Below are 24,903 nucleotides of genomic sequence, written 5' to 3' on the forward strand. Positions count from 1 at the left end.
CGGTGGAGCCCGGCCCAGACCTGCCGTTCACTCGTAGCACGGCATGCTGCCGTGCGGCTAATCGCAAACTGCCATGGAGTGAGGCATGCCGTTCATTCGAGGCGCATGTTTCAACGTAATTTCTATGGATTTGTGTTTGGCCGATAGAAGGCAGAGCGTTCTCCGTCGACCACAAAATACCGGAGTTCCAAGGGCGGTGCCTCATGCACAACCTGCCGCCAACTCTTGCATCCATACTTGGAAGGCAGTTGCTGGGGATGCCGTACGGTGATCCATTTCACAGCCTCTGCCAGCGAGGCCCATCCATCTCCAGCCAATTCCTGGAATGCCTCTCGCAAAGCATTTACTATGCCCGAGGCACACCAGTTTACGGATCCGTCGGAAGAAATACCATTGATGAAACAGTCTCTGAAGGCTTGGGTCTGCATGACTTCCGCCGCCGCCAAGCGTGGCTTTTCCATATCTTCAACCCATTCCCGAAGCTGTGTGAGGTGCCTGTCGATGCTACTGTAGGCCGCCACCAAGGCATCTTGCGCTCCACGGCATCCATCTGAGCTCCCGATGTCGTGTTGGTCTATGAAATGATGAACAAGATTGTTCCTCAGATCGACCATTTCCCTCAGTTCACGCTCTAATCGCGCGAAGTCTGTAAACGGATAGCGAACCGTCATATACATGGCGAACGACACAGGGGCCTCAGGCGTGTCGGTCATCGCGTCTTCAGTCGGCTTGATTTCATCTGGCACAACATACGATCCGATGAGCTCGCTAACTAAGGAGCCGAGTGTCTTGCGGGCCGTGCCGTCAATTCGTGCAGTGCGAACCCGCTTCAAGTCATGAATCGGTCCTGAGAGGCTATGATGCGCGACCAAGATCTTGATCAGCCGCTCATACTGCTGCAGCCACAACATACACCGCCCCAGCAATCGCTGAACTTCTTGCTGTAGCTGAGGCAAGTCTTCGTCATTCAATGACGTCAAGGCACTATCCTAGTTCGTTTAAGTTGAGCGCAACTATATCGCAATGTTGCAGAATGTCTTGCCCGGCATGAAAGGCGTTTAGAAGGTTTCGGCCCAGACCTGCCGTTCACTCGTAGCACGGCATGCTGCGGTGCGGCCCGCCGAACCTGATATTCGCTGCTACGGCTAAATCTGCGGATTGGCGAATTACACAGTGCGGACCGAACCGCCGGTGCCCGGCTATGGGTGAAGGCCGGCTTTGGATAGCCGTGTCCAATTAAAACCCATCAATAGGACCATTCTCACAGCCAGGGTCGTCGAAACGGATTTGAGTATGGTGGCCGAACTGGCAGCATAGACCAATGGAACAGAAACCTCCGGCCAGATCGGCAGAAAATCTGACAACGGTCGAGGACGCGTTGGGTAGCACATCATCCCTCATGATCCCTCATCAGAGTCAAAAAATTTTTGCAGGTTGAAATTTGAGCTTTGGGCTTGTCTCATGCGGGAGTGTCAGCGCGTGTCGAAAGGCTGACGAGATCGGAACCAACTCAAGATGGGGAACAGCCGAGTGGACACCGTCGAAATCAAATCCTTGTATCGAGCCTCGGGCACATCGCTTGCACCGAAGCTGCGCAGATTACCTGCAATGGCAGCTCTCTTTGCAGCCACCATTGCACCACCTGCCAAAGCTCAGGAAGACCTCAGCGAGATCAACAACGGAACAAATCCAACGCTGCTCACGACGCAGTTTGGGATTCAGTATCAGTTCAACCAGATCAATTCCGACCTGAATACCGGCCTGTTCGAGGCCTTCTATACGCAGCCTTTTGGTGAAGGCGGCAAACGGGCATTCCGGATCACCGTGCCTGGATCGGACAGCCCGTTCAACGCAAACCCAATCTACGGCGGAAAGCCTGGAGTTGAATTCACGCTGGGCGACATCAGCGTTACCTACATTGACGTTTTTTACCTTACCGAGAAAAACGGGGCCGCTTTCACTTTTGAACTGTTCCTGGACACAGCAGAAACCGAAGCCGCCGGCTATGGGCAATTTGCCGGTGAAACCTCGGCCTTCTACGCGTGGTTTCTCAACAACGGAGCAATTTTCGCCCCGGCCTGGGTTCAGACATTCGGACTGGAGGGCGGAAATGATCAAGGTCAGAATGTGAACACGACCACGATCGACTTCTACTATGTTCCCAAGCTGAAAAATCCGCGTTTCTACCTGACCTTCGATCCGGCCATCATCCACGATTGGGAAACGGACGCGACGTTCGGCAGCCTACAGGTGACCGCGGGCATGCTGACGGGCAAGGCATTTGGCGGTGACGGTCAAGTGTTCATCAAGCCTGGCATTCTGTTTGGCGGCGACAGGCCGGCAGAGTGGTCTGTCCAGGTTGGATACAAGGTGCTGAACTTCTGATGCGGGCGATGTCGCTGTTGACTTCTTGGGTCTGTTCACGCCCTCATGTGACTGAACATTTCAGTGCCATGGGAGCACAAGAAAGCCCAGCGGGTCCACTCACCGCGATCCGCAATTTTTGAAAACCCAGGCTGCGCAACCAAAAACAGTTTTGCGCGACCAAAACCAAATTCATTCATCGGTTGAAAATGAGGATGTACATCATGACCAACAGAACGCTCACCTATCTGCTCTGCACGACGCTCGCCGCGACTCCGGCCAGCGTTCTGGCGCATGAGGCCAATCATGAGGTCGTCCCGGCCGGTGTCGTCGGTGAAATTGAAACCACCAACGTAAAGATGAAATTCGACAATGTCCTGATCAGGGGCGCACAGGTCTTCAACGGGTGTGACGAAGAACTCGCGGATGTTGACGTTCTGGTTTCCGGTCAGTTGATCTCCGCCATTGGTTCCGATCTTGAGGCACCCGAAGGCGCTTTCGAGATCGATGCCGAGGGCTACACGCTCATCCCCGGCCTGATCGACGCGCATTGGCATGGGGTCTTTGCCGAAGCGACGATCGCGCAACTGGCCCTGACGGGCGAGGGCTACTGGAACCTCCTGGCTGCCAAGGCCCAGAACAACGCGCTGTCGCGCGGGTTCACAACAGTGCGTGACGTGGCCGGACCGATGTTCGACATCGCGCGCGCAACGAACGAGGGGCTGATCGACGGGCCGCGGGTCTTTCCATCCGGGCCAGCCTTGTCAATCACCGCCGGCCACCAGGATTTCCGCATCACCCGGGACGTGCCAACTCCCCTGGGTGAGTTGCACTCTTTTGAAGAGGGCAACATGTTCTATCTCGCGGATGGTGTTCCGGCAGTTCTGAAACGCGTCAGGGAAAACCTGATGCAGGGGGCCACCCATATCAAATTAATGGCGGGTGGCGGCGTGACATCGTCCTATGACCCGATCCATGTCATCCAGTTCACCGACGAGGAATTCCAGGCCGCCGTCGAGGCGACCGAAGCCTGGGGCACCTATGTGACGACCCATGCGATCAATGATGAAGCGGTTCGGCACTCAGTCGAGAATGGCGCGCGTAGCGTCGAACACGGCCACATGGCCACCCGTGAGACCCTGCAGATGATGAAGGACAAGGATGTCTGGCTCAGCATGCAGCCGTTCATGGATGATGAAGACGCACCGGCTCTGAACGAGTTCCAGAAGGCCAAGTACAAGTTTGTCACCGATGGCACCGACTTCGTCTACAAGACCGCCAAGGAACTGGGTATGAAGATCGCCTTCGGCACCGATACGCTGTTCAGCGCGGACCTCGCGAAACGCCAGGGCGCGGTGCTGGCCAAGATGGAACGTTGGTTCACGCCGTATGAAACGCTGAAAATGGCAACTTGCGACAATGCCGAACTGCTGAAGATGTCGCAAAAAGTGACCCCTTATCCGCTCGGCCCGCTCGGCGTGATCGAGGAAGGCGCCTATGCGGACATGATCCTCGTCAACGGCAATCCTCTGGAGGATCTGCAACTGATCAGCGATGCCAAGGCGAACTTCGGCATGATCATGAAGGACGGCACCATCTACAAGTTCGACATGGAGTGACCGGTCATGCGTGGCCGAACGCTGACTAGCTTTGCTTTCGTCCTCGCGGCTTCGGTCGCGGGGGCGCGGGACGCCCCCCGGTCCAATCATCATAATACACGCAAATGTCCATGACGGGTTGTCCGCGAAGATGATCGACATCACCAGTTTCGTAACCGACGGAGACCTGATCATGGTTGTCGTCAACCCTCTCGAGGATTTGAGGCTGGCCGCCAACCCGTGGGGAAACATTGATCTGATCATGATGGGCAGCGTCAACTTCAAGAACGCGGTGTGACATGGAAAGGCCTGCTATGGACGCGCAACAAGTCATCACCTTTTTCGGGCATATGGTGCTTTTGCTATTGCTTGCGCTGGGGCTGCACCCTTCGGCCGCGCTGGCCAATGAGCCCCCGCATGTAGATTGGCATGATCTGGCGCCGTCAACGGCGCCTTATGACGATCCGTTCCTCGAGATGTCCTACAAGCAGAAGGATGACCTGCGAACGATCCTGGATGCCGCGCGCCGCGTGGATGACGCCGAACTCGGCCAGCGGGCACAGGAGGCCCGTGTGCGGCTGCGCGACCAAGGCTATGACGCGGACGAGCTTTTGACCCAGCGCCTTGTGGTGATGGAGAAACGGCGCGAAGAGGCGACCGGCGTAACCGGGCAGTATCTCGGGCACGAAGTTTCGCTTGATGGATACGTCCTGCCGCTGCGCGGGGATAACGGGCGCGTATTCAGTTTTCTGCTGGTGCCGTGGGTGGGGGCCTGCATTCACACGCCGCCGCCGCCGCCCAACCAGATGGTTCGTGTCGATGTACCCGAAGGCATTGAAATAGACGAAGCGTTTCACGCAATTCGGCTGCGCGGCATTCTGGAACATGAACCGTCTGTCAGCAATCTGTTCCTCGTCGACGGGCAGAGGATGGTCGAAGCATCCTACTCATTGAAAGAGGCACAGGTTTGGGGCGTACCGGGTGAAATCAAGGCGTCTGCCGCTGCGCCTGTTCAGGGCAATATCGTGGTCCGAACCCAGGCCTGGATCAGCAATCTCTTCACGACATCAATGACGTCGATGGATCAGGGCAAGTCGCTGGCGACGGTAGCGTTCGCTCTTCTTGTCGCGTTTCTTTATGGGGTCCTGCACACCCTTGGGCCGGGGCACGGCAAGGCCGTCGTGATTTCCTATTTCGTCGGTGAAGGGGGTAGCCTGCGCCGCGGTGTCGGGATGGGGGTTCGCATCGCCATCGTACACGTGTTCTCGGCCGTTGCGGCTGTATTCCTGCTCGACCTTGCGATCCGGCAAACCACCGGCGGGGCACCCTCCGATTACAGGCTCATCCGGCTGGGCAGCTATGCGCTGATCATTGCAATTGGCCTTTTGATGCTTTGGAAAAGCCTTCGGACAATTCATGACCTCCGAAGAACGGCCTCGGCGACCCATGAACACGGTCCGCATCACACGCACCCGCATGACCACAATACCCACAGCGGCTGCGCTGCCTGCGCAATTGCCGAAAAATCGTCCAGCCGATCCGACGGATGGCTTGCGACAGCGGTGGGCATCGTTCCTTGTACCGGCGCGCTGATCGTAATGCTGTTCGGGTTTGCAAATGACCTTGTATGGCCTGCGATCGCCATGGTGGCCGCGATTTCGCTGGGCATGGCGATCTCTATGTCTCTGATCGGCGTCGCGGCCATCTGGGGACGCGCGAAAGTTGCGCAGCGGATCGGTGCGAATGCAGCCACCCACCAACGCTTTGAAAGCGTTGCCCAAGTCGCCGGTGCGACCTGTGTGACCGTGGTCGGAGTGCTTTTGTTCCTCACATCATGGAGTGCGCCCGTTCAACCGCTCGCATCCCAGATTGGCCCGGCGGAGAAACTACAAGAAAAGACTTTGTCGGCTCTTAGGGATTGAAAGCCGAGAAGGCCTTTCTGGGTGTGCCTTGTACGCACTATCTCTGGGCAGGACGGGCCACAGGTCGCGGGAATGAAGGTCTCCTTTTGCGATCTCCTCTGTTGCACGCTGCACGGCCGCGAATTCACACTTTCCACCCGTTCCGGTGCCCATCCATATTCGGGCTGGATCTATGCCTTCGAAGTCATACTCCGGGTTTCCGCGAACCTGCGGTTCCTTCGGCATCGGGAATGGATAGTTCAGGGGCGCGGGCGACCTCAGATCGAGCACCGCTGCGCGGGGGCGGCTATGCGGCCGCGACCCGGATGTACTTCTCATGATTCCTGCCCCAGACTCTTCGCAGGAGAACTCTCCCAGACGCACGCCTCACGCAGATAGGAGATGGGTTCATCCATCAACTCCCCGGCATATCCGATCGAAACGTTGCGAATGTCCGTGCCGTGGACGTGCCCGCGGAGCCTGCGGTGCGAATGGCCGAAGAACCAGGCCTCTGGCCGGAAACGTTTCAACAGGTCGCTCAGGTCGGAATGGAAACTGGCCGTCAGACCATCGATCCTGCCTGCGACGGCCGGGTGCGGACCGTGATGGGTGACGACAACGGTGCACCCGGCGGCACCCGCGGGGTGCGGTTCGCCAAGAGCACTCTCGAGCCAGGCGCGGTGGTCAAGATGGGCGTTCAGGGTGTCGATGGGCCGGATCCGCCGGGGCGGGCGGATGGTTCCGTCCTTGGCAAGGAACAGCTGCGGATCCTCCGGCGCCGTGATCAGATCGTAGTCGCGCATCACCCGCCGGGCCATCCGCATCGCGCCCGGCCGATCCTGCGACAGGGCAAAGTCGGTCCAGAGCGTGCAGCAGAGCAGGCGCGTGTGGCCATGCTGCAGAACCTGTTTCTGAACGAACTGCGCCCCGGCCTTTCGAGCCGCATCCGCCAGGTACGGATCGTCGTCAAAGCAGCCGTGGTAGCAGTCGTGGTTGCCGGGCAGCGCATAGATCTGCTGCGGCGGAAAGAAGGTGGAGAGGTACTGAAACACATCGGCCCAGTTTCGCGCAGGGCCATTGGTCAGGTCGCCCGCGAGGATGAGCGCATCGGCCTCCCAAACGATGTCCTCGAGCCCCCAGGTCTTGATCGGATCGAGCCCATGGCGCTGATAGCCGTCGAAATGCAGATCACCAAGAACCACAAGGGTACCGGTCTGATACGGAATGGTCACATGGGTCACGGCGGTCGCCTCAGTGCAGCACGGGGTGCTTCGCCAGCGCCTCGGCGCGGTCGAGCATCCGGGCGACGGTGCGCAGGCTCAGGCGGCGGTGGGACAATGCGCCGGTCTCGAAGATGGCGGCGAGGGCGTCGACAGCAGGCGCGGGAAGTCGCCGCCGGGCGGCTTCGTTCATAGCGAAGTCTCTCAATTGCGCCGTGGTCAGATCCGGCAGGTCCAGCACCACGCAGCGGCTCTGGAATGGTTCCGGCAGGCCCTGCCGGCTGTTCGCCGTCATCACCCAGTTGACCCAGGACATGTCCATCTTGACCTGGAAGAACGGGCATTCCCAGGTCGCCGCCGTCATCCGCTCCAGCAGCGGCAGTAGCGCATCCGTCAGCGTGTGCCGCGTGCCTTTGTTGGAGCGGACCTCGTCGGCCTTCTCGATCTCGTCGATGATCACCAGCGGCCCGCCATGCCGGTGGGTCAGGACCGTGTTGACCAGCTTGCCCGCATGGGCGCTGCCCCAGCCGCGCTGGGATCCGGTGAGCGCGAACGACGCCGGCTCGCCCGTTGCGTCAATCTTTGTCCCGGGCACCTCCAGATGGTGGGCCAGTCGCCGGGCCCAGAAACTCTTGCCGACGCCGGGCGGGCCGATCAGGACGAGCGGGGTGAACCGAACACCGGGCAGGCCTTCGCGTGCCGAGGCCCGCAGCCCGTGCCAGACGGCTTCGGTGGCGGGCGCTATCCAGGGCATCTCGGCGTGGAGCGCGGCGGCGATCTCGTCCGCCTCGTGTTCGGAGGTGACGCGGGTAACCGGCAGTCCGCCACGAATGGGCGTCAGCTTCGCACGGTTCTCCTCGCTGAGATCAGACAGGGCGTCCAGCCGCTGCACGTACCGGTGCGCGCGACGCCGGATCTTCCGCCGCTCGGCCTCATTCAGATAGTCGAAAAACTGATCCATCTTGTCGCGGCCGCCTTCATCGTCACCGGTCTGCGCCGCCTGGCGTTGCCTGCGGAGGCCGCGCAGAAATGTCTTCAGGCGCCGCTCGACCTCGTGCAGCGTCGGCAGGTCGTCTTCGAAACGCAGCGCGTGAAATGGAATCGTGGTCGTGGCACGGGGCATCGCAGAATCCTTTCGAGGCGCGACGGGGCTTGCCGCGCTGGTGTCCACACCGCCGGGGCGGGCGGGCTGATGGGTATGAAAGGTTCCGGAACCTGTGGAACGATTAGGGAACAACTAACGTGCTGTGTGTCAACGCATCCTGGTTGGGTTGCGCCATCGAACCCGGCCGGAATGAACGAACCGATCCACGACACACAAGTTGTTGAAAGAACTGCGCTAAAAGGAAGGTAGATTCGGGGGCAATTCAAAAAACCGTTTTTTGTCGCAAAAACGGACTTTGGATGTCAAACGTCAACTAGGATCAGGAACTGGCGATCCCGGAAGGACTCGAACCCTCAACCTGCTGATTAGAAGTCAGCTGCTCTATCCAGTTGAGCTACGGGACCGCTGGGCCCTTCTTGATCGGTTTAGGGCCGGGGTTCAAGAGCCAAGCGCATGAACGCGCTGTTGGGATCGTCCCGATACCCAAAGATCGGACCGCAATAGCTGTATCCCAACGCTTCATAGAGTTTGCGTGCGGCGTCGTACTCGGCCAGATGGGCAGCGCCGGTTTCCAGAACCAGAGCAGAGAGTCCGTCGGCGCGTGCGCATTCGGCCAGGTGGTTCATCATCGTCCGCGCCAAACCGCGCCCGCGCGCCTTGGCCAGGATATGGACCGACTTCACCTCGGCCGTCCCGTCCGGCAAAGCCTTCAATGCGCCGCACCCCACAAGCTCGTCGTCGTCGAACAGGGCCCAGAACCGAATATCCGGCCCAGAGAGCGACTCGGCATCCATTGTGTGATTGCTTTCGGCGGGTCCCGCGGTTTCGCTGTGCGCGAAATGCGCCTCGACCACCGGCCGCAGGGCAGCCGAAGCCGGATCCGCCTCGCGGATGTCAATCATTCAGTGGGTCCAGGGACCGCGGCGGTCTGTTGCAAAATTCTCGCCATACCCGCGCTGGCGCAGGTTGGGTTTGCGCTTGTGCGGTTCGCTGACCAGAACTTCGATGCCATGATCTTTGGCATAGTCCAACGCTTCTTCCTTGGTGTCGAACTTCAGGCGAACCTGGGATTGCGTGTCCGAAGACGACGTCCAGCCCATCAGCGGATCAACCTCGCGCGCCGACGCAGGCGCGAATTCCAAAACCCATTTGCGGGTCTTGGCCATACCCGACGTCATCGCATTTCTTGCAGGCTGGTAAATCCGTGCGCGCATGTCGCCTCTCCATACTCGGTTGGTCGCGACCGTTTATGCGTCAGAGTGCGGGCGGGGACAAGATTGCAAATGCCGCAGGGCCATGCAAATGACCGGTGCTGCAGGGGTTGCATGCGGACAAAATAAGAACAAATGTAAGAAGCCCAAGCGGAGCCTGCCGATGTCCTATGCACATTCTGACAAAACCCAGCTGACAGTCGACGATGTCCGCGCCCGCCTGAAGCTTGAGGGCGGCAAGCGGTTCGTCATGCATACGGAGTTTGCACCGGCGGGTGACCAGCCAACGGCCATCAAAGAACTCGCCGCCGGTGTCTTGGACGGCGAGCGCGATCAGGTGCTGCTGGGCGCCACCGGCACCGGTAAGACCTTCACCATGGCCAAGGTGATCGAGGAAACCCAACGCCCCGCCATCATCCTCGCCCCCAACAAGACGCTGGCGGCGCAGCTTTATGGCGAGTTCAAGGGCTTCTTCCCGGACAACGCGGTCGAGTATTTCGTGTCGTACTACGACTACTACCAGCCCGAAGCCTATGTGCCGCGCAGCGATACCTATATCGAGAAGGAGTCGCAGATCAACGAACAGATCGACCGGATGCGCCACTCGGCCACCCGGGCGCTGCTGGAACGCGACGACGTGATCATCGTGGCCTCGGTCTCGTGCATCTACGGCATCGGCTCGGTCGAGACCTACGGGGCGATGACGCAGGATCTGAAGGTAGGGAACGAATACGACCAGCGGCAGGTGATGGCCGATCTGGTGGCTCAGCAATACCGCCGCAACGATCAGGCCTTCCAGCGCGGCAGCTTCCGGGTGCGGGGCGATTCCCTGGAAATCTGGCCCGCCCACCTGGAAGACCGCGCGTGGAAACTCTCGTTCTTCGGCGAAGAACTTGAGGCCATCACCGAATTCGACCCCCTGACCGGCGAGCGCACCGACACGATGGAGCAGATCCGCGTCTATGCGAACTCGCACTACGTCACGCCGAAACCGACGATGCAGCAGGCGATTCTCGGCATCAAAAAGGAGCTGCGCCAGCGCCTCGACCAGCTGGTGGGCGAGGGCAAACTGCTGGAAGCGCAGCGGCTGGAACAGCGCACCAATTTCGACCTGGAAATGCTCGAAGCCACCGGCGTCTGCAACGGGATCGAGAACTACTCGCGCTATCTGACCGGCCGCGCACCGGGCGAGCCGCCCCCGACCCTGTTCGAATTCATCCCCGACAACGCCATCGTTTTCGCCGATGAATCCCACGTCAGCGTACCGCAGATCGGCGGCATGTACCGGGGCGACTACCGGCGGAAATTCACGCTGGCCGAACACGGGTTCCGCCTGCCCTCCTGCATGGACAACCGTCCCCTCAAGTTCGAGGAATGGGACGCCATGCGCCCGCAGTCGGTCTTCGTCAGCGCCACCCCGGCCAAGTGGGAACTGGAGCAGACCGGCGGCGTCTTCACCGAACAGGTGATCCGTCCCACGGGCCTCTTGGACCCCGAGGTTGAAATCCGCCCCGTCGAGATGCAGGTCGACGACCTGCTGGACGAGGTGCGCAAGGTTTCGGCCAAGGGGTTCCGCACGCTGGTCACCACGCTGACCAAACGCATGGCCGAAGACCTTACCGAATACATGCACGAACAGGGCATCAAGGTCCGGTACATGCATTCCGACATCGACACGATCGAGCGGATCGAGATCCTGCGCGACCTGCGGCTGGGGGCCTTCGACGTGCTGGTGGGCATCAACCTGCTGCGCGAGGGGCTCGACATTCCCGAATGCGGTCTGGTCGCCATTCTGGACGCCGACAAAGAGGGCTTCTTGCGCTCGGAAACCTCGCTGATCCAGACCATCGGCCGCGCCGCCCGCAACGCCGAGGGCCGCGTGATCATGTATGCCGACCGCATCACCGGCAGCATGGAGCGCGCGCTGGAAGAAACCAACCGCCGCCGCGCCAAACAGATCGCGTACAACGAGGAACACGGCATCACGCCCGAGACGGTGAAGAAGAATGTCGAGGATGTTCTGGCCGGGCTTTATGCCGGCGACGTGGACATGAACCGCGTCACCGCCACCATCGACAAACCGATGCACGGCGCCAACCTCGAGGCCCATCTGGACGGGTTGCGCGATCAGATGCGCAAGGCGGCCGAGAACCTGGAATTCGAAGAGGCCGCCCGCATCCGGGATGAGATCAAGCGTCTGGAAGCGGTCGATCTGGCCGTCGCCGACGACCCCATGGCGCGCCAATGGGCGGTCGAGAAAGCCTCGGAAGACGCGGTCCGGTCGCAGGGGCGGTCAACGGCTGGACGGCCGGGGCAGCGGGGTGGAAATGTGAAGAGACGGAAGAGGTAAATTGAATAAGCAAAAGGTTTCGAGCAAACACCACTACGTCGCTAAAGCGATACTTCGTAACTTCTGTGTGACTGGTGAGTCTCTGTATTATTTATCTAAGCAATCTGGCTCTACGGTTCCGGAGCGCCGTAACATCGACAGTGTTTTTCGGCGAATGCACTTTAACTCCTTCGAACGCAGCGATGGTTCCAAAGATGATACTATTGAGAAGTTCTTCGCATATGAATTGGACAATTACATTCCCGACTGGGTGGGTGCTTTTCAGCGTGCACTCGACACCGGCATTCTGACCTTTCCCAGTAAGGATCTTCGGTATAGGTTCATTCAATTTTTTTACAATCATATGAAAAGGTCCCCAGACTTCATTGACCCGATTGTCCAAGAGGTCGCGAAGGAGACTTTCACAGCTGACTTGGCAAGCGAATTTGAGGCCAAGTACCGCCCCTTGACCGAAGACGAGAAGTTACGTCTCAACGATGAGAACTTCAGAGCGCGGGCTTTGCGAAATAGCCGAGTAGAGAACTTTGGGCGTCAATCTCCAAAAATTCTTTCTAGGCTTGAAAAGATGAAGATCGTTATCGGCACTCCAAAGCGCGCGAACAAACAGTTCATTGTCTCCAGCAATCCTGTCGCACGGTTTGAAAATTATCCAAAGCAAGAGTTAGGTGAATTAGGTGTCGAGGAGTGGACAACGTTTTCACCAAAAATTGCAGTAGGCTTCGTCGCTGACCATTCGGCTCCCGACTGCATACTATTTGACGATAACGTCGTACGAAGGATGAACCGTGCCTTGACAAAAAATAGTCGAGCGGTTGCATCCGCTTCACAACGATTGCTTCGGTCGCTTGCAAACTCAGAGTGGTGAGCGGGCATGGGGCGGGTTTCAACCCTTCGCTGCGTTAACTTTCAATGCCTTTCGGATTAAAGTGCCCTACTGCTTCCCAACTCTTAATCCACGCTTGCCACCCACCTCCCCGTCCTCCACGTTTGAAATCACAAATTGTGATTCCAAACGGCTGCCATGACGAACGCCAAGAACTTGCCCTCTACACATGAGGTCCAAAGCGCCATTCACCGGGTGCGCGGCACCCGCGTGGTGCTGGCCGAGGATCTGGCGCGGTTCTACGGAAAGTCCGTCAGCGCCTTCAATCAGGCGGTCTCGCGCAACAAGGACCTGTTCGAAGGCTACCGCTTTCAGCTGACCGATGCCGAGGTGGCCGATTTGATATCACGGAATGTGATTTCAAAGCCCAAAGGCCGCGGCGGGCGGCGGGTCAATCCGTGGGTCTATACCGATTACGGCGTGGCCATCGCCTCGACCCTGTTCAAGGACCCGCGCGCGATCAAGATCACCCGCATGATCACCGAGGCCTTCGTCGACGGCGCCAACGCCCTGGCTGAAACCCCACGCAGCGCGCCCGAGATCCTGCCGCCCGAAGGTACACCCGCCCCACTGCTGCCCAATGGCGAGCAGTTGAGGGCGCTGGCCGAAAACATCCTCGATTCCGGGCAGCAGAGCCTGGTCGACTACATCGCCAACCCCACCACCAAGCGCCAGCAGGCGGTGGCGACGATCATGAAGACCCTGGCCGAAACCGCAGGCGAAGAGGTGCGCACCCAGCACGAGCGTCTGCGCCTGCGCATCGCTGAACGGTTGGCCGCGGGCGATTACGCCGATGACGATGACCGCAAGCGGCTGATCGAACTGCTGCAGGCGATGAAGGGTTAAAGCCCCAGTTCCGCCCGCATCTTTTTCGTCAGCTTGGCCACGACCATCTCGTAGGACGTCACGATGTGGTCGCGCAGGGACGCATCGCTCATCCCGCGTTCGTCGTAAACCTGCAACCATTTCATGCCGCGCGAGGCCAGATAAGGCGCGGGGCGGATGCCGGGCTGATCCTGCAGCACCTCATAGGCCAGATCGGTGGCCTTGAAGGTAAAGGCGTCCTTGCCGTCGTTCCAGCCGCAGATCGCGAACACCTTGCCGCCCACTTTCCATACATCCGCATTGCCCCACTGCACGACGTGGCTTGTGGCCTTGAGAGAGGCGCAGAAGGCGTTGAATTCGTCTCGGGTCATGACGCCGATCCTGACCGGCCGGCAAGGATTTCGCAAGCAAACATGACCTGTCGGGCCTAACCGAACAGGTCTTGCAGAACGTCGCCGATCTCAACCGTCGCCGCGCTGGACCAGTCTGGCCGATAGGACGGTTTTCGCACCTGATACTCGGTTCCGGTGCCGGTGCCCGACCAGACGCCATCGAAGAACAGAGCGCGCTCCTTGCGCCGCCGGGGGCGTATTTCAGGTGGCCGCCGCCAATACATGATCGCGCGTCGAGCGCCGGCCACATCCCCGGCCTTCCACCTGCGCACCCATACGGCCCGGTCTATGGCCCCGGTGTTGTAGTGAAAGGACAAGGCCGCGCCCAACTGCGCCTCGGTCAGGGCGTGGCCGGAAAAGGCCGTTTCCACCGCAGGCAGATAGTTGGTGCGGATGGCCCACTCATACACTTCAAAGCAGCGCCGCAAGGTCTGAGGGTTGTCCAGATAGCGCGGCCAGACCGTGTGGCCCGAGGCCGACGTGATCCCCACGCTCCAGGTCCAGACATCAACGGAATCCAGATAGGCCTCGCGCACGATCGCTTCGTGCGCGATAAGCTCGGCTGCAATACGCGGCGTGATCTTGTAAGGCATCAGGCCATCCCCGAGTGGCGGCCGATGTCACCCCTTGTCCCAATGGGCGATGACATCATAGCCCATCGGCGTCGGAGGTCCTTCAAGATACTCGGCAAACTGGCCCCACAACTCGGCAACCTTGGGGGCGTTTGCGTTTGATGTCGCCTCGCTTTCGACGATCGAGATCACATAGCCGCTGCCATCCTCGTTCATCACATTCGTAAAGCAGTGCATACCGGGCATGCCCATGATCTGATCCTTCAGATCGTTCATTCGGGCCGTGGCGGCCTCGCGGGTGCCGGGCTTCATCTTGAACTGGGTAACGCGTGCAAACATGGTTATCCTCCCTCGCATGGGGTCCAGACCCCGAACCGCGGCAAACTGCCAGCGGACGGTATGATCCTACCACGTCCTGCCCAAATCACGCAGGGACACAGGCAACGCGGTCATCTGCGAGAAAAGGTTCAACCATGAAGATAGGCGTCTTCAAGGACCGTCACGGGCGGACAAATTTGGCGTTTCCGACAGCCCGGGGTTTGGGCGCCGCGCTTTGCGTGGACGCAGGAGCCTGGACCGGCACAGCCGACCGCGTCGCGGCCCGGACACTGGACTCGCATGCGATCCCGTCGCCGTCAGGGTCGTTGCGTTTGTGGTACCCAAGCTGTCCCTCGCGCATCGGTCCAAGACCAACGGAGCGAGCCGCGTCGCAACCAGCCAGCGCCACAAGGTGCATCACGGCTTCGGTCCGCTCCAGATCCGAGGTCCGGAGATATACGCCCAGCGCGATCATCCCAGTCGTCAGCGGCAGGGCCAGCACCATCAGCAGAATGCGCAGCGGGGACAGCGCATGTCGGCGCAGGGCATCAGCCTTGCGCTGGCGACGTGCCAAGCGTGGATCTGGTGCGGGTTCGTTGTATACGGTTGTCTTCAGCTTCATAAGCTTGGCGATACACCAACTATGTGGCAAAGCCGAGGCATCGGAATGACGCAATCCAGCGAGGGCGCCACGTGAACACTCGAAACCCATTTCGCCCGGTCGACGAGACTGCGTGGGAACTGGCCCTTGATCTTATCGCGCAGGCCCGTTTTGCCGCCCTGGCCGTGGTACATCCAGACAACGGACTGCCGTCGATAAGCCGCATCGCATTGGCCACCGACAGTGCTGGATGGCCGCTGACCCTGATCTCGGACCTAGCGGAGCACTCACGCGCGTTGGAGGCAAATCCGGCCTGCGCGTTGCTGATCGGCGAGCCCGCTGACAAAGGTGATCCACTGACCCACCCCCGGCTGACCCTGCACTGCACGGCGCGCCCGATCCCACGGGCGACCGAGGAGCATACCGCGCTTCGGGCACGCTACTTGTCACAGCGCCCGAAGGCCGGGCTATATGTCGACTTCGCGGATTTCCGTTTTGTGCGTTTTGAGATTGTCGATGGGCTTCTCAATGGCGGGTTCGGCAAAGCGTGGAAGATGACACGCGAAGACCTTTGCCCGCCATCAGATCAGCGAACGACGTGAACTGCGCAACTGGCGTGGCGCACCACATGCGTCGCGGTCGAGCCGAGCAACAGATCCTGCATCCCCGGTCGGTGCGACGCCATGATGATCAGGTCAGGTTTGTTGGTTTCCGCCCAATCCAGAATCGTGCGCCCCGAATGGCCCTCGACCACAACGCCCTTGGCGTTCGGTAGCTTGGCGGCCAGAGTGTTCAGCTCATCCTGGATCGCGCGCCGCGCTTCGGTCAGGTATTCGGCCGGCATGTAAGAGATTGCGTAGTCCGGAATATGCTCGACAACATGCAACAGGGTCACTTTGGCATCTGGCGTCGCCAACAACTTGGCCAGCTTCAGCGGCCCCGACGTGTCACGCTCGGCATCGAAGGAAATCGGGACAAGAATATTGTGATACATGGTTGGCGCCTCCTTGAGTTTCGCGTTCAGATAGCAGTAGTCAAAGTCTTCTGACCTTGATTCAGGTCAGGATCAGTCAAATGTTTCGGCCACGTCGTACATCACCGGCTCGAAGCTTTTGCACAATTCGTTGATCTTGCGGTTACGCTCGCGCATTTCAGGCGTTCGCAGCATGGCCAGAAAATCTTCCCGCCGCTCCCACTGCGAATAGTTCGCGATGCGGGTCTGGGCATCGTTGACATGCAGTCCGGCCGCGACAAAACCGGGCTGCTTGGAAATGAAGTTCGCATAGGCGTCGGTCAACGCTTCCAGCAGGTCCTGGCAGGTTCCGGGGGTCATTTCGAAAGTGGTGATAACGGTCTGAACACTGGCGTCTTTTGATATCTTCGGCATCGGTCATCTCCCTTGTCTGACCCAAGCCTAGCACAGGTTTTTCAAACGTCCTGCCTTTCGTTGAGCTGGCGCGAAAAAGTTTCCGAAAAATGAACCGAGCGCTAACCTTCCGTTAACCAAGGTTGATGATCCTGCGCCAATGGCCCGCCTAATCGCCTTCCTGTGTGCAAGCCTTGTGTTTTCGACTCCGGCCGTCGCCGGGGCGTGGCTGCGTGAAAAAGGCGCCTCGTTCACCTCGTTGGCCCTGACGGCGTTTTCCGAGCCCGGGAAGGACATCCGCTTCAAGTCCTCGCTCTATGGGGAATGGGGCATGCGCCCAAACCTGACGCTGGGTTTGGACGCGGAAGAGCATCAGGACCTCTACGGTCATGCCGTGGTGTTTGCGCGCCTACCGGTTGCCGAATTTTCCAACGGTGGGCGGCTGGCGGCCGAGTTGGGTGTCGGCGCGCATCACCGTGAAACCCGCGCATGGGCGATGTACAAGGCAACCCTGTCTTGGGGCAAAGGATTTCAGGCCCGATATGGCAGTGGTTGGCTGGCGGCTGATGCCGCGCTGGAATACCGAAGCCATGACGCTCTGATCCGCAAACTGGACCTGACAGTGGGTTTGTCGTCGCACCGTCGGGTCAATCCCCTGCTCCAGATCGAAACGTCCTATGTACCTGGCCGCCCGCTCTATTGGAGCGCGCGGCCCTCGGCGATGTTTCGATCCGAAAGCGGCCCAAACACCTGGATAATCGGGGTCGAGCGTAACGCCGCCGAGGACGGGCAAGGCCTGAGATTCGCGCTGTGGCGCGAGTTCTGAATGCAGCGCGCCGGCCGCTCCAAAAGCGACCGGCCGACCCGGATCAGACCTCGATCCGCATGATCACCGAAACTTCACCGCTCAAGGCCTCGGACCAACGCAACTTGATCTGGTCCTGGTTTGTCCCCTGCTGCAACTGAACATAGGGGGCCGAATAGCGCAGGGTTCCAAAGGCGGTTCTCAGCCCGTCCAGCACGACGACGCTGTCACAGCTGCGGGCCTGCCCACCAAAGGGGAATGCACCATCCGAGTCTACCGTCCAGGCAGAGGCCGCCGTATTCTGTTCGTGTCGGACCCGCAGCGGGTTCGCGGTCTTGAGTGTCACGTTGTGATACGTGTTGTCTGCGAACGTGACATTCACATGCCGATCAGAATTCAGATCGGCAAAAGTTGTATCAACCTTTTCCACGCGGTCGATTGACCCGTTCGCCGTTCGGAACTTGTTGCCCGTGACCGTCATTCCGTTCAGGAAATGCCCGACGCCATGCGGGCGCACGACGATATAGGCGAACCACGGGGCAACATCACTTGAATAGAAGATGTTGTCGGTGATGCTCATGGCGCTGAAGGAATAGCCCGAGGTGTAGTCGGGCTCGGCATCGCGCTCATTGCTCCACTCGATGAAACAGTTGTCGACATAATTGTCGGCGATCGAAGAGCTGTTGTAGGCCCCGATCATCACCAAACCTGCATTGCGCACACCGTTCGACACGCTGTCGCCCTGAAAGAAATGGTTGCCCAGAACCAGGTTGTTGTCTCCACCCAGAACCGCGAAGTGGTGGAAACGAACGGCCCTGTTGTGGCGCAGCTTGACGTCGTTGGCATTGGCGTTGATGGCAATCGAACTGCGGTCGGGCACGTCCAGAGACTCCTCGCTGGACAGGAACTGGCAACCGTCGATCAACATGCCCTGGCACCCCACCCCGATCGAAGTGATACCGCGGTCCAACGGGCGGCTGACAAAGCAGTTCTTCAAAACGAACGTGTTCCCGCCCGGCGACAGGCGGATCGCGCTGCAGCGCCCGTTGCATTGAAACTCGATGTCTTCCATGGCGAATTTCTGGAGCGCACTGAAGCCCGAGAAATCCAACAGGTACTTGAAATCAACGAACGTGAAGGTCTGCGTGCCAGCCGCATCATAGATGGGTGCGTTCAAGGTGATCTCACCGGCACCTTCATCCTTGGACCGAACATAGATCTCACGTCCAACGCCGCTGCCCTGAACCAACGACCCGACCGGGATATTGGCCACGTTGGCCACACCGGACAACTTGTAGGGATCCGCCGGGTCGTATGTTGCGACAGAGGTAAAGGTCTCGGTGTCCCATGAGGCGCTGCTCTTGACGTCGAACTGCCCGTTGCGGATCACGCGGCGAGTGGAGTAGCTGCCGCGATTGGGCACGGCGGCCTGCATGTCGATCGGCTCGGACACCGAGATCTTGCGGCCGCCCAGGTCCAGCGATTCATGATCCGAGTTGTTCAGCAGCGCCTGAAACGCCTTTTTGAAGGCCAGGGCTTCATCGCCGAAGGCGGAGATGTAAGTCGGCAGATCGAAATTCTTGGTCAGAAGAAGCATCTTGTCATCAGGCATCGTGACCGTGCCCTCAAAGTCGACCTCCGCGTCCAGCCCAACATCCTGTGCCAGGTGGTAGGTTCCCTGCGGCACATAAATGCGGCGACCTCCCGCGGCTTGGTCTGCCGCCTCGAACGCGGCCGAGTCATCGGTCACACCATCTCCAATCGCGCCATAGTCCCGCACGTCCACAAGGCTGATCATATCGCGCAAGAAGACCCCGGTGACATCGGTAATTTCGATATCATCAATCCGAACGAGCGCGCCGTTTGCCCCCTCGATATCGAGGCCGAAATGCCCGTATAGGGCCGAAATGCCCCAAGGCATGTCCACGCCCGGCCGCTGCCCAATCCCAACGATGGCGGTGACCTCGTGCACCACGCCATAGGCCGACAGTTGAATGGCCGGGCCCTTCTCGGTCAGTCCGGAAAGGTGCACGTCGCCGGCCCCTCCGGCCCATCCAGCGATCCGGACCTGCGGCAATGGCCCGCTGATCGCTTTGACCCGCGCCTTGATCTGCAAATAGCAGCCCGGCAGAAGCGGCGTCCGCCCCATGTACCTCAGTTGCTGCGTGGCATTGACCTTCAGTATCTCAAGACAGCCGCCAAACTCCGCATCAGCAGGCACGAACACTCCAGTCCCCGATCCGTCATAGGTCGGTGAGCCCGGAGTGCCGTCGCCGCTGGACCACACATCCAGACCATTCGCGAATTGCGGCGGCGTGAAAACGATGCCATCGGTGATTGCCTTGTTCATTGAATACCCTTTCCCAAACGCGCCCACTCTTCAGGCTATGGCGCATGCCAAATTCCGGATCCGGAAGCCGCCCGGACACGCTGGTCTGAGTATCGGAAAGGGATTAACCGTCGCTCATATCATCGTAACGGTGGGTGTTGCATCAGGCCGATGGGTCGGAGTTGCCAAGCAGCTGCACTCCGTTGATCTTCCAGCCGTTTTCCAGCTGAACCATCTGATAGTCCAGGATGTGAACCCGGCCGTTCGCATCCACCACCATCACTTTCTGCCACCAGAAACCAGAAATCTGCCGCAATTCCAGAAATCGGATCTCAGCTGGGCGCCAGACCATTGGATAGCCGTTGCGCACCATCGCGCCAAAATTCTCAGGCGTGCGGAACATTGTCTGGATGTTGGGGCTGGCGAAGTTGAAGGCCGTGGCGAAGTCATCGGCCTTGAAGGCTTCAATCTGCGCAGCAATATTGGCTTCGATGTCGCCACTTTGGGCAACTGCGGCTGTTGCCAAACCGGCGCTCAAGGAAACTGCAAGCAAAAGTCGACGCATGGGGCCACCTCCTGCCGGAAAGGTAGTCCCATGCAGTATGTGGTCAAATCAGGCCAGGTCTCCGGCCAAGGCCTTGTCGATCAGTGCAATCGTTTCGGGGACGCCATAAAGGGCGATGAAGCCGCCGAACCGAGGGCCTTGGCTGGCGCCCAACAACACCTCGTAAAGGGCTGTGAACCAGCCGCGCATCGGGTCAAAGCGCTCGCGGCCGATGGAATAGACCACCGATTGCAGAGCTTCGTCCTCGACCGGACCGTCATAGGCTTCAAGCGCGGATTTCAGGGCCTCAAGCGCCTCGCGCTCTTGCTCCGTCGGCGCCCGATGCTTGCGTGTCGGCTTCACGAAGTCGTTGAAGTAGCGCACTGCAAAACCGGCGGCTTTGTCGAGGTCCGGGTGGCTTTCGGCCGTGGCTTCGGGCGCATAGCGGCGGATGAAGCCCCACAGCGTCTCCTTGTCCTCGGCACCTGAAACCGACGCGAGGTTCAGCAGCATTGCAAAGGGTACGATCAACGTCGATTCCGGCACGTCACCGCCGTGAATGTGCCAGACCGGGTTGTTCAACTGAGCCTTCAGATCCTGCCCGGGGTAGGCACGCAACTGCTGATGGTACTCATCATACGCCTTGGGGATGACGTCAAAGTGCATCCGCTTTGCCGTCTTCGGCTTTTGATACATGAAATAGGCCAGACTCTCGGTCGGCGCATAGGTCAGCCACTCGTCGATCGAAACACCGTTTCCGGACGACTTCGAGATTTTCTGCCCGTTTTCATCGAGGAACAGCTCATACGAGAAATGCTCGGGCGCACGGCCGCCCAGCGCGCGGCAGATCGCGTCATAGATCTTTTCGTTGGTCGCATGTTCCTTGCCATACATCTCGAAATCGACGCCCAACGCCGCCCAGCGCGCCCCGAAATCCGGCTTCCACTGCAACTTCACATTGCCGCCGGTCACGGGCAGCGTCCACTCCTTGCCATCTTCATCATCGAAGGTGACCGTGTAGGTCTCGGCGCACACCTTTTTCATCGGGACATAAAGGACCCGGCCCGTTTCCGGATGGATCGGCAGAAAGATCGAATAGGTCTGCTGACGCTCCTCCCGCAGGCTTTTCAGCATGATGGCCATGATGTCGTCATAACGTTCGACTGCACGCTTCAGGATTTCGTCAAACTGACCCGAACGATAAAAGTCGCGCGCCGAATAGAACTCGTATTCAAACCCGAACGTATCAAGGAACCGACGCAGCATGGCGTTGTTGTGTTCACCAAAGCTGGGATACTCACCGAACGGATCAGGGACAGAAGTCAGTGGCTGCTGCAGATAGGCTTCAAGGGCCTCTGGGTTTGGCACGTTGCTGGGGACCTTGCGCATCCCGTCCAGATCGTCCGAAAAGCAGATCAGCTTAGTGGGAATGTCCGACAGGGCCTCGAAGGCGCGTTTGACCATCGTGGTCCGCGCCACCTCACCGAAAGTGCCGATATGCGGCAGGCCCGACGGGCCATATCCCGTTTCGAACAGAACGAAGCCCTTTTCCGGTGGAGACTTCTGATAGCGTTTGAGCAACCGGCGCGCCTCTTCGAAAGGCCAGGCCTTTGACGTCATGGCGGTTTCACGCAGTTCAGACATTTCGTTCGTTCTCCATCGGGAAATCAGCGACGGTCGCGCAATGCGACCGATCGGCATCTCCTATTGTGCAGATGCAGCGTGAGTCAATGACCGCAGGCGAGAAACGCCGCCCCTGCTACGATTTCAGACGGTTGCTCGTGACCAGAAACACGGCCTGACCCGCTTGCAGATCGACCAACTGCAGACATCCAGGATTGGCTGCAATAAAATCGCAGACGGCCTGCTTCACCGAGGCTTTCCCCTCGTCATCATGCCAGTTCCAGTCATCGAAGATAAGAAAACAAACGGTTTTCAGCTTCCTCAAGTACGACAATATATCCGCCTGAACACCGTCATAGTAGTGGTTGCCGTCAACGTAGACAAAATCCAGGCTTTTGTCGGGCACCGCGGATGCCGCTTCCGCGGATCTCTTCCGAACAAAGATCTTTTCGTTAGGCAAATGTGCCCGTCTAGACTGCGTCCACTCAAAAATTTCGTCCATGTCGCCCTGATTTTGCGCGACCTTCCCCCATACATCCTGTTCGGGAATTGCGGCATGCACTCGTATGGATCAACCAGAAAATATTTTGCGATGCTGCCCGCACTCAGAACCATCTCCGAAAAAATTGTCCATCCAGACGCCGATTTCAGCGCCCGCAGATTTGGTAGTCATACATTGAGTCAAGAATCGCCTTGGGTCCGTCGGCGCCTTTCCAAAGAGTTTCCTGATTTTTCTGCTGCTCAATGACGTTCGTTCAACCGTTTCCGCCAGATCTGTTGCTCAGGGTGAATTGGCCCCTGCGCGGACCGACTACGAAACACTTACCATGTTGTGACCGATAGGCGGCAAACGCGCAACTCTGCTGGTCAACGCATTCGCCGTACTTGCAATTCCAGACTAAGGTGGCTGGCGAAACAATATGTTGAACCCGCGCGCCCCGCCCCATATCGTGCGCGATCAAAGACAGCCAAGCAGGACGTTCCCATGACCCAACCCGTTTCCCACCCGATGTCGCCGCAGGATTGCCTTGTGGCTATCATGGTGGCCGTTTCAGCCTCGGACGAGAACATCCGCACCGTCGAACTGGTCAAGATCGAGACAGCCGTGAACATGCTGCCTGTTTTTGCCGACTACGATATTGACCGTATGCGCCGGGTTTCGCAGATCGTGTTTGACCTGTTCGAGCAGGAAGATGGTCTGGACGCATTGTTTGGCCTGATCCGGGACAACTTGCCTGAGCGGTTGAACGAAACGGCTTATGCTCTGGCCTGCGATGTCGCCGCCGCCGATGGCTCGCTGGCCGAGACCGAACTGCGGCTGCTGGAGGAGATCCGGTATGAGTTGGAGATCGATCGGCTGCACGCCGCAGCGATCGAGCGGGGCGCGCGGGCGCGTCACACCGTCTGATCGGATTCAGCTGCCGTAAAGCGCGCCCCAGCGCTCGATGAGGGCCTGCTGCAGTTTGCGAGACCTGCGATTCCAGCTGCGCGCGCCTTCAGGGCGTTCGCGGCTTTCACGCGCGATGGTCGCCCGATGCGGAAGATCGGCAGTGAATATCGCAAAGGCCAACTCGGATCCTTCGGCGGTGGTCAGATACCCGCCCAAGCCAGATACAAAGTTCAGGGTTCCGGTCTTGGCGTCGACCTTGATCGGGTGCCCTTGGATCCGCTGGCCTTTGGCGTCGGTCAGGGTAAACGGCTTCAACAGATGTCGCAGCGTTTCATGTTGCTGAGCGGCCACCAGAACTTTGACCAGGCCAGACGGCACCATTCGCGAAGCATCGCCCAACCCCGAATGATCCACCATAGCAATACCGGACGCGCCATAGGTCTGAGCCGACCAGCGATTCATCTCATCCGCGGACTCTGCCAGTGTTTGCGGCCGCCTACCCCGCGCGACGGTCGCAGCCAGCCCCACCATCTCGGCCGTGAGGTTGGTCGAATATTTCAGCATCCCTTTCACTATGCTGGTAAGTTCATCGCTCTGATGCGTGACCAGAACGGTGCCGCTGGGGGCCTCGCGTGTGACTTGAACCCGCCCCAGGACGATGCCGTTCACCCGGGCCAGAGTGCGGAACACATCCCCGGCATACAAACCCGGTTTGCGCACGGGCAACCACCTGGCGCCGCCGCTGCCCAGCGCGCCCTTGGCAACTGTCCAGCGGTCCTGCCGCGCGCTGGGTTGATAGCTGTAGACCGGAAGGTTGCGATTTTCGATCCGCATCGCGGCCATTTCCACCGACGGCGTATAACTGGCACTTCGTGCGTCCATGGTCACGTCATAGCTGGACCCTTGGCGTTTCCACTCGAAATGCACGCGATTGAAGTTCAGGGAAATTCCACTGATCGCAGGGCTATAGCCCACATGATCAGGCTGACCGGGGTCTATGCTGAATACATAGGGCAATGCGCCGCTGTAAACTTTGAACGCCCCACGAACCTCGGTCAGTCCGGCCTTGCGCAGGTTGGCGGCCATCGTGGCCAGAGCATCGGTATCCAATACCGGATCGCCGCCTCCGGCCAGTATCAGATCACCCTTGAGGATTCCGTTTTCGATCGGGCCGTCTGCAATCAGCTTTGTTTCGAACCGATGGTCCGGGCCCAGAACGTCCAGCGCGTAAAGCGCGGTCAGGGCTTTGGCGACACTGGCCGGCGGCAAGCCGCGGGCCCCGCCGAATTCCTCCAGTTGCGCGCCGGTTTTCACGTCTGCCACGGCGAAGACCACTTCGCCCTTCAATCGCGCCGCCTGAATGATGCGTTCGGCACCGCTCAACTCGGCGCCACGGGCAACAGGCCGCAATGAGACCGTTGGCGCCCCGGCAAGACCCGCGGTGGGGATCAGAAGCGAACCGGCGCCGGCCAGAAAGAAACGTCTCGAAATACGATCAGTCATGGG

General features: G+C 59.4%; 26 protein-coding genes and 1 tRNA gene. 10 read left to right on the forward strand and 17 right to left on the reverse strand.

Annotation, left to right across the window (positions count from 1 at the left end):
• Positions 1–122: 122 nt before the first annotated feature.
• On the reverse strand, positions 123–980 hold the full coding sequence (locus ACR3EL_RS15070; RefSeq protein ID WP_254437838.1) for an OST-HTH/LOTUS domain-containing protein: 858 nt from the start codon (positions 978–980) through the stop codon (positions 123–125).
• Between the two features lie 550 nt (positions 981–1,530).
• Here ACR3EL_RS15070 and ACR3EL_RS15075 point away from each other — a divergent pair.
• The 4 genes from ACR3EL_RS15075 to ACR3EL_RS15090 all read left to right on the forward strand — a co-directional run bounded on the left by ACR3EL_RS15075 (position 1,531) and on the right by ACR3EL_RS15090 (position 5,884).
• The gene (locus ACR3EL_RS15075; protein WP_480722157.1) at positions 1,531–2,385 is read left to right on the forward strand and encodes a hypothetical protein; all 855 of its coding nucleotides are present in this window, start codon (positions 1,531–1,533) and stop codon (positions 2,383–2,385) included.
• Between the two features lie 203 nt (positions 2,386–2,588).
• Positions 2,589–3,983 carry a metal-dependent hydrolase family protein gene (locus ACR3EL_RS15080; RefSeq protein ID WP_480722159.1) on the forward strand — a complete coding sequence of 465 codons (1,395 nt, stop codon included), beginning with the start codon at positions 2,589–2,591 and terminating at the stop codon, positions 3,981–3,983.
• A 130-nt stretch (positions 3,984–4,113) separates the two neighbouring features.
• Positions 4,114–4,260: a hypothetical protein gene (locus ACR3EL_RS15085; RefSeq protein ID WP_170342046.1), complete on the forward strand. Its 147-nt coding sequence runs from the start codon at positions 4,114–4,116 to the stop codon at positions 4,258–4,260.
• 16 nt (positions 4,261–4,276) lie between these two features.
• Positions 4,277–5,884 carry a HoxN/HupN/NixA family nickel/cobalt transporter gene (locus ACR3EL_RS15090; protein ID WP_170342048.1) on the forward strand — a complete coding sequence of 536 codons (1,608 nt, stop codon included), beginning with the start codon at positions 4,277–4,279 and terminating at the stop codon, positions 5,882–5,884.
• A 314-nt stretch (positions 5,885–6,198) separates the two neighbouring features.
• Here the strand turns inward: ACR3EL_RS15090 and ACR3EL_RS15095 are convergent, their stop codons facing one another.
• From ACR3EL_RS15095 to ACR3EL_RS15115, 5 genes are all read right to left on the reverse strand, one after another.
• Positions 6,199–7,104 carry a metallophosphoesterase gene (locus ACR3EL_RS15095; protein ID WP_170342050.1) on the reverse strand — a complete coding sequence of 302 codons (906 nt, stop codon included), beginning with the start codon at positions 7,102–7,104 and terminating at the stop codon, positions 6,199–6,201.
• A 10-nt stretch (positions 7,105–7,114) separates the two neighbouring features.
• On the reverse strand, positions 7,115–8,206 hold the full coding sequence (locus ACR3EL_RS15100) for an AAA family ATPase (protein WP_170342052.1): 1,092 nt from the start codon (positions 8,204–8,206) through the stop codon (positions 7,115–7,117).
• A gap of 309 nt (positions 8,207–8,515) precedes the next feature.
• Positions 8,516–8,592: transfer RNA gene (locus ACR3EL_RS15105), tRNA-Arg, on the reverse strand.
• Positions 8,593–8,613: 21 nt separating this feature from the next.
• Positions 8,614–9,090 carry a GNAT family N-acetyltransferase gene (locus ACR3EL_RS15110; RefSeq protein ID WP_480722162.1) on the reverse strand — a complete coding sequence of 159 codons (477 nt, stop codon included), beginning with the start codon at positions 9,088–9,090 and terminating at the stop codon, positions 8,614–8,616.
• The gene (locus ACR3EL_RS15115) at positions 9,091–9,402 is read right to left on the reverse strand and encodes an ETC complex I subunit (RefSeq protein WP_093963390.1); all 312 of its coding nucleotides are present in this window, start codon (positions 9,400–9,402) and stop codon (positions 9,091–9,093) included.
• Positions 9,403–9,562: 160 nt separating this feature from the next.
• On the opposite strand from ACR3EL_RS15115, the gene uvrB reads away from it, so the two are divergent.
• The 3 genes from uvrB (at position 9,563) to ACR3EL_RS15130 (ending at position 13,478) form a co-directional block, all read left to right on the forward strand.
• A complete protein-coding gene (uvrB, locus tag ACR3EL_RS15120) occupies positions 9,563–11,749 on the forward strand; it encodes an excinuclease ABC subunit UvrB (protein WP_480722164.1) in 2,187 nt (728 codons plus the stop codon).
• A gap of 1 nt (position 11,750) precedes the next feature.
• Complete coding sequence (locus ACR3EL_RS15125; RefSeq protein ID WP_260064257.1) at positions 11,751–12,614, forward strand: DUF4238 domain-containing protein; 864 nt, start codon at positions 11,751–11,753, stop codon at positions 12,612–12,614.
• 156 nt (positions 12,615–12,770) lie between these two features.
• A complete protein-coding gene (locus ACR3EL_RS15130; protein ID WP_170372133.1) occupies positions 12,771–13,478 on the forward strand; it encodes an ORF6N domain-containing protein in 708 nt (235 codons plus the stop codon).
• Here the strand turns inward: ACR3EL_RS15130 and ACR3EL_RS15135 are convergent.
• The 4 genes from ACR3EL_RS15135 to ACR3EL_RS15150 form a co-directional block, all read right to left on the reverse strand.
• Positions 13,475–13,828 (reverse strand): MmcQ/YjbR family DNA-binding protein, encoded by a 354-nt coding sequence (locus ACR3EL_RS15135; RefSeq protein WP_170342062.1) that lies wholly within the window; start codon positions 13,826–13,828, stop codon positions 13,475–13,477. The two genes, ACR3EL_RS15130 and ACR3EL_RS15135, sit on opposite strands and share 4 nt — an antisense overlap.
• Before the next feature lie 56 nt (positions 13,829–13,884).
• Positions 13,885–14,442 (reverse strand): lysozyme, encoded by a 558-nt coding sequence (locus tag ACR3EL_RS15140; RefSeq protein WP_170342064.1) that lies wholly within the window; start codon positions 14,440–14,442, stop codon positions 13,885–13,887.
• Positions 14,443–14,469: 27 nt separating this feature from the next.
• Complete coding sequence (locus tag ACR3EL_RS15145; protein WP_170342066.1) at positions 14,470–14,760, reverse strand: hypothetical protein; 291 nt, start codon at positions 14,758–14,760, stop codon at positions 14,470–14,472.
• Positions 14,761–14,920: 160 nt separating this feature from the next.
• The gene (locus ACR3EL_RS15150) at positions 14,921–15,313 is read right to left on the reverse strand and encodes an excalibur calcium-binding domain-containing protein (protein WP_254435647.1); all 393 of its coding nucleotides are present in this window, start codon (positions 15,311–15,313) and stop codon (positions 14,921–14,923) included.
• 119 nt (positions 15,314–15,432) lie between these two features.
• Between ACR3EL_RS15150 and ACR3EL_RS15155 the strand changes: the two genes are divergently transcribed.
• Complete coding sequence (locus ACR3EL_RS15155) at positions 15,433–15,942, forward strand: HugZ family pyridoxamine 5'-phosphate oxidase (RefSeq protein ID WP_170342069.1); 510 nt, start codon at positions 15,433–15,435, stop codon at positions 15,940–15,942.
• Here ACR3EL_RS15155 and ACR3EL_RS15160 read toward each other — a convergent pair.
• Together ACR3EL_RS15160 and ACR3EL_RS15165 are read right to left on the reverse strand one after the other, a co-directional pair.
• A complete protein-coding gene (locus ACR3EL_RS15160) occupies positions 15,927–16,334 on the reverse strand; it encodes a universal stress protein (RefSeq protein WP_170342071.1) in 408 nt (135 codons plus the stop codon). The two genes, ACR3EL_RS15155 and ACR3EL_RS15160, sit on opposite strands and share 16 nt — an antisense overlap.
• A 72-nt stretch (positions 16,335–16,406) precedes the next feature.
• Complete coding sequence (locus ACR3EL_RS15165; RefSeq protein WP_093963400.1) at positions 16,407–16,727, reverse strand: antibiotic biosynthesis monooxygenase family protein; 321 nt, start codon at positions 16,725–16,727, stop codon at positions 16,407–16,409.
• A gap of 139 nt (positions 16,728–16,866) precedes the next feature.
• Here ACR3EL_RS15165 and ACR3EL_RS15170 point away from each other — a divergent pair, with 139 nt between their 5' ends.
• Positions 16,867–17,532: a hypothetical protein gene (locus tag ACR3EL_RS15170; protein WP_170342073.1), complete on the forward strand. Its 666-nt coding sequence runs from the start codon at positions 16,867–16,869 to the stop codon at positions 17,530–17,532.
• Positions 17,533–17,575: 43 nt separating this feature from the next.
• Here ACR3EL_RS15170 and ACR3EL_RS15175 read toward each other — a convergent pair whose 3' ends face one another.
• The 4 genes from ACR3EL_RS15175 to ACR3EL_RS15190 all read right to left on the reverse strand — a co-directional run bounded on the left by ACR3EL_RS15175 (position 17,576) and on the right by ACR3EL_RS15190 (position 22,569).
• A complete protein-coding gene (locus tag ACR3EL_RS15175) occupies positions 17,576–19,861 on the reverse strand; it encodes a glycosyl hydrolase family 28-related protein (RefSeq protein ID WP_170342074.1) in 2,286 nt (761 codons plus the stop codon).
• A gap of 142 nt (positions 19,862–20,003) precedes the next feature.
• Positions 20,004–20,405: a DUF4864 domain-containing protein gene (locus ACR3EL_RS15180; RefSeq protein ID WP_170342075.1), complete on the reverse strand. Its 402-nt coding sequence runs from the start codon at positions 20,403–20,405 to the stop codon at positions 20,004–20,006.
• A gap of 48 nt (positions 20,406–20,453) precedes the next feature.
• Positions 20,454–22,028, reverse strand: coding sequence for a lysine--tRNA ligase (locus ACR3EL_RS15185; protein WP_170342077.1), 1,575 nt, complete (start codon positions 22,026–22,028; stop codon positions 20,454–20,456).
• A 115-nt stretch (positions 22,029–22,143) separates the two neighbouring features.
• The gene (locus ACR3EL_RS15190; protein WP_480722170.1) at positions 22,144–22,569 is read right to left on the reverse strand and encodes a class I SAM-dependent methyltransferase; all 426 of its coding nucleotides are present in this window, start codon (positions 22,567–22,569) and stop codon (positions 22,144–22,146) included.
• A gap of 423 nt (positions 22,570–22,992) precedes the next feature.
• On the opposite strand from ACR3EL_RS15190, the gene ACR3EL_RS15195 reads away from it, so the two are divergent.
• Positions 22,993–23,415: a tellurite resistance TerB family protein gene (locus ACR3EL_RS15195; RefSeq protein ID WP_093963405.1), complete on the forward strand. Its 423-nt coding sequence runs from the start codon at positions 22,993–22,995 to the stop codon at positions 23,413–23,415.
• A gap of 6 nt (positions 23,416–23,421) precedes the next feature.
• On the opposite strand, the gene dacB is transcribed toward ACR3EL_RS15195, so the two are convergent.
• Entirely contained in the window at positions 23,422–24,900 is a 1,479-nt protein-coding gene (dacB, locus tag ACR3EL_RS15200; protein ID WP_480722173.1) for a D-alanyl-D-alanine carboxypeptidase/D-alanyl-D-alanine endopeptidase, read from the reverse strand.
• Between the last annotated feature and the right edge of the window lie 3 nt (positions 24,901–24,903).

Source organism: Ruegeria sp. BJ3 (assembly GCF_056535665.1).